18 protein-coding genes are annotated in these 13,129 nt (G+C 30.7%); all 18 read left to right on the top strand.

Features of this window, described 5'->3' with window-relative positions:
• Positions 1–221, top strand: a 221-nt coding sequence (locus B7R65_RS20570; protein ID WP_218780462.1) for a DUF2963 domain-containing protein, incomplete at its 5' end; no start/stop codon positions are given.
• A 342-nt stretch (positions 222–563) separates the two neighbouring features.
• The gene (locus B7R65_RS20565; protein ID WP_088044682.1) at positions 564–1,958 is read left to right on the top strand and encodes a fibronectin type III domain-containing protein; all 1,395 of its coding nucleotides are present in this window, start codon (positions 564–566) and stop codon (positions 1,956–1,958) included.
• A 399-nt stretch (positions 1,959–2,357) separates the two neighbouring features.
• On the top strand, positions 2,358–2,510 hold the full coding sequence (locus tag B7R65_RS21465) for a hypothetical protein (protein WP_179194946.1): 153 nt from the start codon (positions 2,358–2,360) through the stop codon (positions 2,508–2,510).
• An 86-nt stretch (positions 2,511–2,596) separates the two neighbouring features.
• Positions 2,597–2,827, top strand: coding sequence for a hypothetical protein (locus B7R65_RS20560; protein WP_088044681.1), 231 nt, complete (start codon positions 2,597–2,599; stop codon positions 2,825–2,827).
• Positions 2,828–3,083: 256 nt separating this feature from the next.
• Positions 3,084–3,830, top strand: a complete 747-nt coding sequence (locus B7R65_RS20555; RefSeq protein ID WP_088044680.1) for an alpha/beta fold hydrolase — start codon at positions 3,084–3,086, stop codon at positions 3,828–3,830.
• A 179-nt stretch (positions 3,831–4,009) separates the two neighbouring features.
• The gene (locus B7R65_RS20550; protein ID WP_088044679.1) at positions 4,010–4,372 is read left to right on the top strand and encodes a cupin domain-containing protein; all 363 of its coding nucleotides are present in this window, start codon (positions 4,010–4,012) and stop codon (positions 4,370–4,372) included.
• A gap of 358 nt (positions 4,373–4,730) precedes the next feature.
• A complete protein-coding gene (locus B7R65_RS20545; RefSeq protein WP_088044678.1) occupies positions 4,731–5,117 on the top strand; it encodes a contact-dependent growth inhibition system immunity protein in 387 nt (128 codons plus the stop codon).
• Positions 5,118–5,596: 479 nt separating this feature from the next.
• Positions 5,597–6,955, top strand: coding sequence for an alpha/beta hydrolase family protein (locus B7R65_RS20540; RefSeq protein ID WP_088044677.1), 1,359 nt, complete (start codon positions 5,597–5,599; stop codon positions 6,953–6,955).
• An 892-nt stretch (positions 6,956–7,847) separates the two neighbouring features.
• A complete protein-coding gene (locus tag B7R65_RS21595) occupies positions 7,848–8,015 on the top strand; it encodes a hypothetical protein (RefSeq protein ID WP_218780461.1) in 168 nt (55 codons plus the stop codon).
• Positions 8,015–8,596, top strand: coding sequence for a hypothetical protein (locus B7R65_RS20535; RefSeq protein WP_088044676.1), 582 nt, complete (start codon positions 8,015–8,017; stop codon positions 8,594–8,596). Before B7R65_RS21595 ends, B7R65_RS20535 begins: the two co-directional genes overlap by 1 nt.
• Positions 8,597–8,792: 196 nt before the next feature.
• On the top strand, positions 8,793–8,927 hold the full coding sequence (locus tag B7R65_RS21865; protein WP_256941427.1) for a hypothetical protein: 135 nt from the start codon (positions 8,793–8,795) through the stop codon (positions 8,925–8,927).
• Positions 8,928–9,139: 212 nt separating this feature from the next.
• Complete coding sequence (locus B7R65_RS20530) at positions 9,140–9,466, top strand: hypothetical protein (protein WP_088044675.1); 327 nt, start codon at positions 9,140–9,142, stop codon at positions 9,464–9,466.
• Positions 9,467–9,638: 172 nt separating this feature from the next.
• Positions 9,639–9,938: a hypothetical protein gene (locus B7R65_RS20525; protein ID WP_088044674.1), complete on the top strand. Its 300-nt coding sequence runs from the start codon at positions 9,639–9,641 to the stop codon at positions 9,936–9,938.
• A gap of 87 nt (positions 9,939–10,025) precedes the next feature.
• Positions 10,026–10,448 carry a hypothetical protein gene (locus B7R65_RS20520; RefSeq protein WP_088044673.1) on the top strand — a complete coding sequence of 141 codons (423 nt, stop codon included), beginning with the start codon at positions 10,026–10,028 and terminating at the stop codon, positions 10,446–10,448.
• A gap of 94 nt (positions 10,449–10,542) precedes the next feature.
• Entirely contained in the window at positions 10,543–10,992 is a 450-nt protein-coding gene (locus B7R65_RS20515) for a hypothetical protein (protein ID WP_088044683.1), read from the top strand.
• Positions 10,993–11,244: 252 nt separating this feature from the next.
• Positions 11,245–11,574 (top strand): hypothetical protein, encoded by a 330-nt coding sequence (locus B7R65_RS20510; protein WP_088044672.1) that lies wholly within the window; start codon positions 11,245–11,247, stop codon positions 11,572–11,574.
• Positions 11,575–11,585: 11 nt separating this feature from the next.
• The gene (locus tag B7R65_RS20505) at positions 11,586–12,119 is read left to right on the top strand and encodes a phosphotransferase (protein ID WP_179194945.1); all 534 of its coding nucleotides are present in this window, start codon (positions 11,586–11,588) and stop codon (positions 12,117–12,119) included.
• A 197-nt stretch (positions 12,120–12,316) separates the two neighbouring features.
• Positions 12,317–12,751 (top strand): hypothetical protein, encoded by a 435-nt coding sequence (locus B7R65_RS20500; RefSeq protein WP_088044670.1) that lies wholly within the window; start codon positions 12,317–12,319, stop codon positions 12,749–12,751.
• The last annotated feature ends 378 nt before the right edge of the window (positions 12,752–13,129 follow it).

Below are 13,129 nucleotides of genomic sequence, written 5' to 3'. Positions count from 1 at the left end.
GAGGATGGTGGAAAACACAGTGGTTGGTTAGAGAACTTTTTGATGGAATAACCGAGATAGAACACTTTAATTTTTTAATGGATAGTCATCCTGAATACGATTTAGCTAAGATAAAGTACAAAGTTACTACTTACGAAATGGATGGAAAAACGATTAAATTTATCTCAAAAGTATACAAACCATTTCAAATCCATTCGAAAGATGGCTGGAAAGTTAAATAATTGCTAAGTAAATTAAAATTCCTTGTAGAACTAACTGGCGCGTTAGTTCTACATGATACTGAGCCACTATTGTGGCTTTTTTTATTGCATTAATTGGCAGGAGAGGTTTTATTTACATTAGTTTCATAAAAGGAAAAGAAATCCTTCTTAAAGTAAGTAGCTATAGGTATTATTTATTACAACTAGTAATGAATTTTTTATCCAATAAACTTATGGGATTTTGTAAAGTTAAATCAAACGGTTAGAATTCTAGTAAAGATAAGTAGATATAATTTCCATTCTAAATATAGTAATAGATAGATACCAATACTAAATGATATAGTGATATCAGGGGGAATGATTGTGAAACAACTTAAGATAATACTACTATTCATACTTGCTAGTATCATTGTTTTTAACGGAAAAAATGTAGCAGCTGAAGAAATCAATCAATTAGGTATAGTAACTGGCCTTGTAGCAAAAGAAAAAGACCATAAAATCGCAATAGAATGGGATAGGAATCCTGACGTTAGTCAATATGTAGTTGAACGTAACGGTGTAGTATTAACATCAACAGAATCAAATCATTTTTATGTTGATGAAAATGTGGAAGATGATATGACATATACATACACTGTTTATCCAGTTGGTTCTGTTGAAAAAACATCTATTAATATTTATGTGGAAAAAGATGTAACAGCACCTGGAAATATTAGGTTATGGGATTCTAAAAAAATTGGTAATTCATTTATAGAACTAAATTGGGATGAACCTTATGAAGAAGATTTTGAAGGTGTATATGTCCATTTTCCAAATGGTAAAATAGTAGATCTTAAAAAAGGTAATGATGCAATTAGAATTAACAATTTAATAGAGGGGACTTCTTACACTTATACCTTCTGTTCACACGATGGTTCAGGAAATTCAGTGCCTATTGAAGAATGTGTAAAGTCAACAAATACGACAACTTCAGACCATAATGCTCCACCTGAAGTGATGAATTTAAAGGCTATGTTTGATTTAGAATTTTTACACTATGCTAATGGATATATATATGACATCAACGATGTTATTCATGTAACTTGGCTTATTCCGAATATAGACGATTATTATGGTGCTTATATTACTTTACCTTATACTAATCAGAAGGTGTTTGTTAAAGATAATCAATATATTTATCATGATTTCAATAATCCAAGATATTATAATCTGTACACATTCTATGTCCAAACCGTTGACCATAATGGAAATGTGTCCAAAGGGAATATAGTATGGGTTGACCACCCTAGAAGACCCCCTGGAAATCTTTCAAATGAAAGTGTTAAAGAAAAAAATGGGGTTATAACAGTTTCTTTCAATCCACCAACTGACTTAGATTATATAAAAACGATAATCTCACTGCCTGGTGGTAAAACAGTTGAAGTTGTGAAAGGAAAAAATAGTTACTCATATAAAGGTAAAATGCTTGTTGGCCAGATTAATGAATTTAAATTAAGAGCATATGATCAAGATAAAAATGCTTCAACCGAAAAAATTATTTTAATTGTTCCAAGAACGAAAGCTGTTAATAAAATGGCATCTATTAAAATACTTTCATCTATCCGTTCACTTCCAGATGGGAAGGGGAAACCTGTATTAAGTGTTACTCGAAATAAAAAAATTAAAATATTAAGCAGTGATTACGGGGTTAAACATAATTACTTATATGTACAGATTGGCAGTATAAAAGGGTATATCCCAAAAACTTCAGTTAAGTAAAATCTTTTTTTTACTACCATGGAAGAACTATTTAAAACTTCCATTCACTGTTGTGAATCCTCTGGTTGATGGATGGCTAACGCGAATTAATTGTACAAAACTATGGAGCTGAGTGATCAGCTCCTAATTCACTTTTCAGTTTACTAATAAAGTCAGTTTGGAATTTTATTAAAGATAGAGTAAAAAAAGAAAAGAAAATATATAACTAACTGACGCGTTAGTTGAAAATCATGAGTTGCAAAGGCAACTCATTTTTTTATTGAAGCAACTGACAATATAGTTTAATAAGTATTGTATAAACATTAAGAATTAAATTTCTGTTAGAATAGGTTTATCCTAATTTAGATATAAAGTTAACGGGAAACTTTTATCAGATTTAAATTAGCATTGGAGGATTAAATGAACAGTATTATACCATCATTTTTTGTATTAGTTATTATTGGATTAGCAATTTTTAGTTTTATTATGTTAATCAAAAACATTAGTAAAAATCGATTTACTAAAATTAAAGAGTTAGAACAAAGAATTAGTGATTTAGAAAAAAATAAATAAATTCCTTAGACAAAACCAAAGTTAATTCCTATCACGATACCTTGGAGAAATAAAGAAAATGAAATAAATATTATAGGAGAATTCGAATGAATATTAAGGATGAAAAAGCAACCAAGCGGCATAAAGGATATAGACTTTGTGTTTTCATTGCTATCTTGATTTTTGCTTTTAATTTATTTGCAACTATATTTGGATTTGAATCATTAGGTAAGGATACTAACCTTTTTGCGGGTATTTTGTTAGGAAGTGCTGTATTTATCTATTTGATCAACTTGGAAAAAAATAATATAATCTGTTCAATTTATTGCACTAAATAAAAGTGAACCTTTTGTAGAGCATTGAAATGCTTCGGCTGCTCTTTTTCTTTTTCAAGAAAAGGACAGTATAAATATTTCCTATATAACTAACTGGCGCAATAGTTGTACAACAAATAGAGGATGATCACTCGATCATCCTCTATTTTTATTAGCCAATGAGTTAACAAGGAAATCATTAATATAAGAGAGAATATGGATATATAAAGATGAAATTCTATCACTTTAAGCATTATTAGATTTTTGGAGGAACTAAAGCATGAACGATGTAAGGAAAAATGAAATAAACCAAAAAATGGATATTGGTGGTATCGAGCTAAATTATGAGCTTTTTGGAGAAAAAAATGCAAATGTAACTATGGTATTTGACTCTGGATATGGTTGGGACTTAAATAATTGGAATTCAATTAGAAATGAAGTATCAAAGTTTGCGAAGATGTTTATTTATGATAGAGCAGGAATTGGGGAAAGTGGAATAGATGATAGACCCCGTCATAGTAAGCAAAATGTTGCAAACCTTCGTATTTTACTTCAAAAAGCAGGAGTGAAACCACCATATGTATTGGTTGGACATTCGTTTGGAGGAGCAAATGTTAGGTTATTTGCTAGTGAATATCCTGAAGAAGTTGCTGGAGTAATTCTTTTGGACTCTGTTCATGAGAATCAGAATAAATTTATGGCTCCTTTATTTTCAGATACAGTTAAAGAAGAATATTATGGTCAATTTAGATTTGAAGCTTCATTAAATGAATTTGAAGAAAGTCTTGAACAAGTTCGTGCGTCTAAACCACTTGGTAATATACCACTTCTCGTCGTTACTGGCGGTGCACAACCTCATCATACATCAGATTCATGGACTTACTGGACTAAATTTCAAGAAGAACTTGTAAAATTGTCCACAAATAGTAAGCATATCATAGTTGAAGATGCTGGACATGCGATTCATATTGATCGTCCAGATGCGGTTATTAAAGCATTAAAAGAAATGTATGAATTGGTTAAATAAGCAATAACAGACAATTCCTTATACAACTAACTGGCGCGTTAGTTGATTAACATAAGCTGCTTAATTGCGGCTTTTTTTATTGTACTAACTGGCTGTTTAGTAAAATAAGGATATTTAAAGGTGAGGAATAAAATTTGTTGAATAATATAAAATCGAATCAAAATAATTGGGGTGATTAGATGGAATTTTATCGATTTGATAAAGGCGTTGGAAGAAATATTAGGAAGTTTGATTCCGATTTTGTTATGAGTCGAATTATCAATACAGACAAACCTGTTCATATTGGGTGTATGCATTTAGAAGCCAATGGTTGCATTGGTTATCACCAAGCTGTCACACCACAACTACTATTAATACTTAAGGGTGAGGGTTGGGTACGTGGTGAAACAGATGAAAGATATATTGTTAAATCAGGTGATGCAGTTTTTTGGAAGAAAGATGAGTGGCACGAAACAATAACAGATAAAGGTTTAACTGCAATCGTAATAGAGAGTGAAGAACTCTCTCCAGCTTCTTATATGAAATCAAAAGATAATATTTAGGTCAATTCAACTAACGAGAGCATTAGTTGAAGATTGATCGAGTTACCTCGGCAGTTTAATTTTCTTATAACAGTCAGTACATTTAGATATTGAAAGGATTTATTTTGATGAATTTTTCTCTTTTATTTTCACTAATTATGATGATTGTACTAATGATACTTAATTACAATTCAAAGGATTTCTTATCTGCTGTATTTTGTCTTTTTGTTTTCATAGGGTTGATTTACTATGTTATTGCCCAAAGGAAGAAAGAAAAATAGCCTCCAACTAGATTTAATCTATTTTTTAGCTTGTTCAACTAACGAGAGCGTTAGTTCAATAAAATGAATGAGTAATACGAATAAATTGAGGTGATTATATGATCAATTTTGATTTAAATAAGACATTAGATGAATTAGAGAACATATCATTTGAAGAGTCAGATTTTAAATCAAGTGTAATATTAAACTGTCAAAAATTAAGAACAAAGAAATTGAAGGATTTTACTATTGAAGATTTACGATTAATGATCGGACAAAAAATGAGTTTAAATTTACTTGTTCCAATAGCACTTGATGCACTTGGGTCTAATCCATTTGCTGAAGGAGACTTTTTCAAAGGTGAGTTACTTGTACAATTGTTACGAGTTGATAAGAATTATTGGAAACAAAACGAAGAATTACTTATTGAACTTAATGATATTGTGGATGAGGTAAAATCGACAATTGAATCACTTACACCTTTAATTAATGATTATGAATCTTGAATTTTCTTATTGAACTAACTGGCGCGTTAGTTAAACAAAATCACAAGTCGCTTATGCGGCTTTTTTTATAGGAGTATTAGACTCTTTGGTTTCTGTGGTTTTTACTCCGTTACTAAGATGCTCAAATATTCTTTCTGAAACTTTATACCATATTTTTATAATCTAAATCAAATTCTTCCTTACAAGCTACTTGGATCACTAAAATGCTAAAGCTTATATTTTTATGGCTTAATAGAATAGCTAAAGTTCACAAGGAAATATCAGATAAAGATATTTGAAGAATTTTTTAAAATATATAGCGCGTTGCAGAATCGATAATTCTCATCTTTTATATAAAGTGACAATTTTGTTAGATTACAAGCTTGATTTGTAATACAAATAGATGTCTTCTTTAAATATATTCTTTTAAAATTACATATGAAACAGTACGACAAACACTACAGTTCAATTGAACAATGTATAAGGAGGAATGAAAGAACATGAAGACATTATTACGTGTTACAACTGCTATGACCGTAATGCTGTCAATAGTACCTTGGACTATTGACAGAACATACGCTGCGCCTACTCTTAAGAATGGAGAAGTAGCTACCGTAAACCACAAACTCTTGAAGGAGAATGCCAAGAAGTTTGTACATCTATTACAGATGGGGAAATTAGAAAAAGCCTTTCAATATACAAACCATACATTCACTGAAAAAGATATTCCCGATTTCATCATTTCATCCATGAAAAAACTATCTTCTTACCAACTCGTACAATCAAATTTGTCTCGTAATAACGTGCATTGTACAGTCACTTTAACAATTCAAAATCAAGAGTCTATTATACCGATAGAAGTGAAATTCGATAAGAAAGGAAAAATTGATGATTTTTATGTTAATTTCCAATATTCTAAACAAAAATACAAGTTACCTAGTTATGTAAATCCTGATACCTATGTTGAAAAGGAAGTGACGATTGGAAGCGAAAATAATGCTGTACCTGGAACACTTACAATCCCAAAAGGAAAAGGTCCCTTCCCTGTTGTTATACTTGTCCATGGAGATGGAGAATTAGATAGAGATTCCTCTATGTTCGCCTTAAAACCATTTAAAGATATAGCCCTAGGTTTAGCCAGTCAAGGGATAGCCGTTCTTCGATACGAGAAAAAGACACGTGAACATTATATACATACTTATCGAACATACTCAGTGCAAGAAGAATTTGTAGAGGATGCTTTAGCAACTTTGCAACTTCTAAAATCCATGTCATTTATTGATAAAAATAGTATATTTGTTGCAGGACACAGTAGAGGAGGTTTGATGGTTCCGCAAATTATAAGTAAGGCCCCCCCTGGTAGTTTTGCAGGTGGAATCATTCTTTCTTCTCCTAACCCTTCAACTACAGAGATCGAGTCCTATTTTGAAGAAGATTCAGGAGGAATGATATCGGAGGAAGAAATGGCATTTTACCGAAATCAGTTACGATTGCTTACCCAACCAGATTTTGATCCAAGGCACCCACCGGAGCAATTCGTTTTACATCCAAATGCCTATTGGTGGTATAGTGTAAAAGATTATAGGCCAAGTTCAGTTGCAAGCAGCCTAAATAATATACACTTGCTTGTCATGCAAGGAGGAGCAGATTTTCAAGTTCCTAGTTCTCACCTAGAAAAATGGCGGTTAGCGTTGCAAAATAATACAAATGCAACGTTTAATCTGTATCCAGACCTTAATCACGGATATACAATAGCAGGAGAGACCAAGACTGTTCAAGACTATATGCAACCCAAGCACGTCCCCTTTTATGTGTTAAATGATATAAATCAGTGGGTAACTTCCAAGCCAAAAAATTAATTTCACAGAAAAGTATATAGTTTATCACTAAACAATTGATAAAAGAATAAAAAAGCAGTCATGCGCGAGGCTGCTTTTTCGTTTACATAATGCCAGTTCTCAGAACTGTCTTATTGCGCATGAATGAAATAAGAGACTTAGACTTTTTAGAAATTGATAAACAAATGGATTATAAAGGTGATTATTAAAAATTCTTCTTATTCAACTAACTGGCGCGTTAGTTGAACAAGATTCTGAGCCACTGTTGTGGCTTTTTTTATTGAAGTAAATGGCAATATAGTTCAATTCGAAAAAATCAATAATGTAAAACTGTTATAATAAATAGAATGGTTTATTTATAATTAGGAGTAGTTTATTTATATGAAATTAAAAATAAGTACAATACTTTACATACTATCTTTTTTGGTTGTTTTTCCTTTAAGTCAACCTTTATACCTGTTGGTTTGGGTTCGCAGGTGATGATCCTTCGACGCCAACTTCAACTTTAAATATGATTTATATTGCTTACTTATTAATAATAAGTATTTTAGGTTCAGTTATTTTAAATCTCATTTTTCGAATTTTTTCGTTCGAAAAGAATAATAAATATACTTGGATGATATTTATGGCTCATTTAATTTTAATTCCATTAAGCGTTAATTTATATACCTTTATATTGTTTAGATAATCATTATGAAATTGATTTCAAAAAGTAAACCTAATTTCACTAACGATAGCGTTAGTTTAACATCACGAGTTGCATTAAATGAAGGGCAGGAAATTTAATGTTCAAAAGATCGCCATCTTCGATAACCTATAGGAATATTGAAAGTAGGCTAACAAAAGTGTCTTATGTACAGAAGGATAATTTATTATATGCATCAGGAGAAAGCAGTAAATATAAAATCGAGTGATGGTACCTTATGATGATGTCTTAAAAGTTAATGATTTCATCACATATAAAATTTATGATGAAATGGTTAGTGATTTCAGTGAAGAAAATCATAAAATTGTTTATTTAAACGATACTCAAACTGATTTAATAGTTAAGGTAGAAAATAAAAAGACTCTAAAAGTTTAATGATTAGTGAGGGATTAATCAAGTTAAGTTACTGGGATGTTGTTCCTAGCTTTACACTGAGATTAGAAACGAATGATAAAGAAAAAATATTAGTTTTTCTTTATCCTCTTTTCAGCGAGAGTTTGAATTTTAATGTACTTAATCTTGAATATAAATTAAAGAATGAACACTCCTTAAAAGCTGAAATCATCGGAAATTCAATAAAATTGGTAGATTTAACTACAAAAGATTTCTCAGAATATCCCATTTGGATTTTTGATTTTAATAAGGAAACAATTGATGATTATGATGGAAACTTAGTAATTCCTTTTCATGGAGAGGATCCCTTTGAACCAACGGATTCAATCACAATTGGACATATCTTTGTTGAAAATAAAAAAATAGATGTTCTATGTTTTATCAATAATTTGGACGAGTGTACATTACAACACATTGAAACTTTCAATGAAATAGATGATGAAAAACTTGAAAATTACTTAGCATATCTTAGAAAAATAAAAAGTAACAATATATATATCTTGGGAATTAATTATGAATTGTTTTTTGTTAATGGGAAAATTTTTATTAAATCAAAATCTTAAACTATTCTCAAACTCAATAAAGGCTCTGGAGTTCTATTTCAGAGCCTTTTTATATTCAACCATTTAAAACAATGTGGCGAAAAACAACAAAGATATAGTTGGTAGTAGTTAATTTTAAGGGTAATTGAAGTTGTTATTTAATTAAAACCTTTTAAATGAAGAAAGCTGCCGTTAATCTACTAAAAAGATAGACGAAGTGAAACGTGCTATTCAACTAACTGGCGCGTTAGTTGTACAAGAAATTCTTACTGGGGTATTAGTTTATGCAATACATCAAATAGGAGATTCCATTACAGTTGCCTCAGCAAAGGTGGAGGTTTATCACCTGTAATAATGATATTACTTTTAATTGTGATCGGGATTGGCATCTACTTAGTTGTTAATAGGAAAAAGTAAAACCTTCTACAACCGGCCCGTTAGTTGTAGAACACGATCGACTCTTTAGTCAATTTTTTTATTTTATTAAATAACAGTGTAGAAATAAGAAATGTTATAATAATTAGGATAATTACTGCCAAACAAAATTGACAAGAGGGTACTAAAATGAATAATTCAACTAAGAAAAAAATTAAAGTAATATTTATATTCATGATTTTTTATATGATAATTAGCACGTATTTTATTAATAAAATGTCCTGGCAGTTTTTTGAGGAGTTTTTAAGAAGAGAGAAACAATTAGATTATCATGATACTGGTCACACTTTAGGTTGGTATGGACCAGATGGACCTTTAATTTTTAAATCAAGAGGTATAAGGGATGTTCTAATTTACAGACAATACGATGTGACTTTTCTTGATGAAAAAGGAAATAAAATTGAATATTCAGCATTTGAAATGTTCGGTATATTCATTGATTTATCAAAAAACTAATAAAACTTATAAATATCTTCTTCAACTAACTGGCGCGTTAGTTGAAAATGAAAAGCAGCCATTGGCTGCGTTTTTATTTATGTATTTGGCAGTTAAGTTCAATAAGGAATTTAAAAAACTATATGTTATATTTAATTAAAATGATCTTTCGTTGTAATTAAGAGGTGATTAAATGGGTATAGAAAGATCGATTCCATTAGCGAATATTAAACACTCGAAGAAATTGTGGAGAGGTACGCGAATTCGTCTATACAATATAGGAGCATATGAGAACAAGGAAGACGATTTCTATGAGTACATTTTGACAGAAATATATGATAATCGAGAGTATTATCAGTTTGTAGGCTATTCTGGACATAAAGCAGGTGCTCTTTTATGTGTTTTAAAAAAAGAAATACCTGAACACTATGTATTAGGAAAAACTTTAAAAGAAATGGTTGGATTAGAAGACACTTTTATCCTTTTTGAATAATATTTATTCCATCTAAAATTTTTAAAATATAAGTATCTTATTCAACAAGTGGCGCAATAGTTCAAATCTGACTAAAGGAGGTAATGTATGGATTTGCAATGGTATTTATTCGAACATAGTTATTTGTTAGGTCTTGATGTTGATCCAATTACTTGTTCATTAACACTTCACATTGATGCAAAAATTACATATGAACATCCAAAAGCAAAAAAGAAAAATATCGAGGAAAGTATCGAAGAAAGCTTTGAAAATATATCAATTGTTTTTAAAGGTGTGCAGTATTTAAGAATGATAAACAGTATAAATTTACTAACAAATCCAAACGATGATCTCGGAAGTATTGAGAAGCTTGAATTAATATGTACAGATTCAATAAGTAGTAGATTAAAAAGTTTTGAGAAAAAAGCAATGATTTTAAATTCAAAAAAACTATCATTTCTAAACTTTGTTTCTGAAATGATAAATTTTGAAATTGGATTTGAAAAATATGAACTTTTATTAATTGAATAACATAATTTAGTTTAAATAATTTTGAGGTTAGTCTATTATTCGATGACATTTTTTCCTTCGAACTTTTAAGACAGGAGTATAATTAGCTATGAATATGAAATATGCTGATTTATTTAATAAAAAAGGTTATCACTACCTTGATAAAATCGAAGAACCAGATATAAATTCCTTAAGAATTTCAATTAATAGATGTAAAGTTAATGAGAATAGTGAAGATTTAGTGGTTGATGACAAAATTATAAGCGATGTCCACTCCATTGAGATTGACGAAAAACTACCGTTAATTCAATTGAATTTTGATTCCTATGTTTCATACTCAGTTATAAATGAGTCATTTACTGTTTTAGATGATTATGAAATTTTCGAGGGTAATTCATTTCGAATTTTTAAGAAATCAAGATATATAGATTTTATTAATATAGGAACTATTGCAAAAGATATTTTTTATGAGGAAACTTATACACATTATCAAATTGCTTGTTTAAATCATATTGTAGATGTAATTTCATTCAATGAACCACAAATTATTGAAATATATAGATAATGTTGTACAACTAACTGGCGCATTAGTTGAACAAATTAGGGAGTCGATAATAATCGACTCCTGTTTTAGTATTTGGCAGGATAGTATTATAAAAGTAAGATAAACTAAATGAGTTTGGCCGTTGGGTAAAAATAAAATTAAAAATTCCGCATCATAAAACATAATCTTGGTGTTTGTCTGTTTTATGCTGACGCTAGTTGTATTCTACTTGCAATAGTTTTCAGTGAAATAAGAGATGAAAGGATTGTTTGCATGAATATTACAATAAAAGAGATTTTAGCGGAGATACGCTCCAAAGAACTGGTTCCTGTTCCATTTGAGTATACACCTTTAACAGGGGGAACAGTGAGTACACTTGTGTCCATCATATATAATGGACACAAGTTGCCGCACTTTGTGGTGAAAATGAACAAGCCTGATAATATCCATGCAGAGGTGACATTTCTAAAGACATATGAAAACATTGCGTTGTTTCCGACGCTTCATTATGTCGATCCGTCTGACCGGTTTATGATTTATCGCTATATACCAGGTGTGACCGATGAACGGCAGGTGAAAAAAAGGACTGGATGTGTACGCTAGTGGAGGATGTGTTGAATCACTATGTGCAAGTACCTGAGGGTTCAGCAACAGAGCCCTCTGCAAGACTATCTTGTTCTATCAGTGATTTTGAATGGGCACGCGATATCATTGGTAAGCATCTCAAAGAGGAGGACTTCCAGTTTGTGGTTGAACTGAGTAGGCAGGCAGTAGAGATTAAAAATGGGAGAAAATCCTATCTATTACATGGTGATTTCGGCTTACACAACTTTCTGTTTGATGAGGGGCGTTTGACCGGAGTTATTGATCCAATTCTGGCGAAGGATGAGTTGATCTATGATTTGGTCTATGCTTTCTGTTCAACACCTGACGATTTGAATCTGGATACGATCCAGCCGGCTGTGGCAATTCTAAAGGACTGGCATCCGGCTGATGCAACAGGTTTGCATAGGGAGGTACTATTGACTATGTACAGGCGTATTGCTTGTTGTATTTACTACCATCCACATGATCTAGGGGCTTACCTTCAGGCATGGTCCTACTGGAGAGGTTTGTGGTCAGCATTGAAGAACACTGTAGATAGGTGAGTCATTCCCTTGAAGTATGTTAATGTACTTCAAGGGAATGGGCTTTTTAGGAGTCTTAATATATCAATCTTAATCAACTAACTGGCGCTTTAGTTCAACAACAAATAGAGGATGATCGTATTCGATCATCCTCTATTTTGCTATATGGCAAGATAGATCAAGCAAATTGTATAATCATAAAAAGGAGTGATTTTGAAATGGAAAACTTTCCAAATGTTCGTGAAATATTACTCGATGAAGAAGTAGATGAACATGAGTTTATTAACATATTCAATAGCATTTACAAACAAGATTGTTATATTTATACGATAATTCCTGAATACGAACATGAACTTTTAGAAGCACTATCAAGTAACTTTATTGAAATTAATAAATTATCTCTATCAGGAGTTTTTACAAGAGAAAAAGGTCACTTAGGATATGTAAAAGATAGTCAAAAGAAATTTATTTACCAATTTTATCTACGTTCTATTACAATAAATTATCTTGTTTTTTCAGAGACTGATGCATCAGAACTTTTAAGTAAAATAAACAAAAAGAAAGATGACATATTCAATATATTTGAAGTTAATAAAATTCCTCATGTAACAATAGGTCCCGATGGTCAATGGCTCAATGTTGTTGAGTATTAAATTCAAATCTTATTGAACTAACTGGCGCGTTAGTTGAACAACCTGATCGACTGTTTAGTCGATTTTTTTATTGCACTAACTGGCAGTTTAGTTTTAAAAAAAATGATAGAATTATCTTATATTAAATAAATGAGTTGAGGTAGTTTGAAAATATGTTAAAGGAAAAATGTATAATTTGTGACCATATTTATAAGGATTTTCACAAGAAAGATTACTTTAAAAGTTATGATCTTATGAAAAAACTTGTTGAAACAAATGAATTTACTTTTGTTGCGGGTAGTTGTCCTCTGAATGATCTATATAAACACTTAGATATTGAAGATTTATATACCATTGAGCACTATTTTAAGTGTAAATGAGGGAGATACTTTTATACTG

Origin of the sequence: Bacillus sp. EAC, assembly GCF_002156875.1 — a bacterium.
Lineage (GTDB): Bacteria > Bacillota > Bacilli > Bacillales > Bacillaceae_G > Gottfriedia.
The sequence above is the reverse complement of the archived record's forward strand: the minus strand, read 5'-3'. Positions and strand labels throughout refer to the sequence as shown.

Coding starts and splice junctions, on each gene's coding strand:
- B7R65_RS20530 (WP_088044675.1), top strand. CDS start 9,140: ATGAATAATTCAACTAAGAAAAAAATTAAAGTAATATTTATATTCATG.
- B7R65_RS20555 (WP_088044680.1), top strand. CDS start 3,084: ATGAACGATGTAAGGAAAAATGAAATAAACCAAAAAATGGATATTGGT.
- B7R65_RS20535 (WP_088044676.1), top strand. CDS start 8,015: ATGATTAGTGAGGGATTAATCAAGTTAAGTTACTGGGATGTTGTTCCT.
- B7R65_RS20525 (WP_088044674.1), top strand. CDS start 9,639: ATGGGTATAGAAAGATCGATTCCATTAGCGAATATTAAACACTCGAAG.
- B7R65_RS20500 (WP_088044670.1), top strand. CDS start 12,317: ATGGAAAACTTTCCAAATGTTCGTGAAATATTACTCGATGAAGAAGTA.
- B7R65_RS20550 (WP_088044679.1), top strand. CDS start 4,010: ATGGAATTTTATCGATTTGATAAAGGCGTTGGAAGAAATATTAGGAAG.
- B7R65_RS20510 (WP_088044672.1), top strand. CDS start 11,245: ATGAATATTACAATAAAAGAGATTTTAGCGGAGATACGCTCCAAAGAA.
- B7R65_RS21595 (WP_218780461.1), top strand. CDS start 7,848: ATGGTACCTTATGATGATGTCTTAAAAGTTAATGATTTCATCACATAT.
- B7R65_RS21465 (WP_179194946.1), top strand. CDS start 2,358: ATGAACAGTATTATACCATCATTTTTTGTATTAGTTATTATTGGATTA.
- B7R65_RS20520 (WP_088044673.1), top strand. CDS start 10,026: ATGGATTTGCAATGGTATTTATTCGAACATAGTTATTTGTTAGGTCTT.
- B7R65_RS20560 (WP_088044681.1), top strand. CDS start 2,597: ATGAATATTAAGGATGAAAAAGCAACCAAGCGGCATAAAGGATATAGA.
- B7R65_RS20515 (WP_088044683.1), top strand. CDS start 10,543: ATGAAATATGCTGATTTATTTAATAAAAAAGGTTATCACTACCTTGAT.
- B7R65_RS20545 (WP_088044678.1), top strand. CDS start 4,731: ATGATCAATTTTGATTTAAATAAGACATTAGATGAATTAGAGAACATA.
- B7R65_RS20540 (WP_088044677.1), top strand. CDS start 5,597: ATGAAGACATTATTACGTGTTACAACTGCTATGACCGTAATGCTGTCA.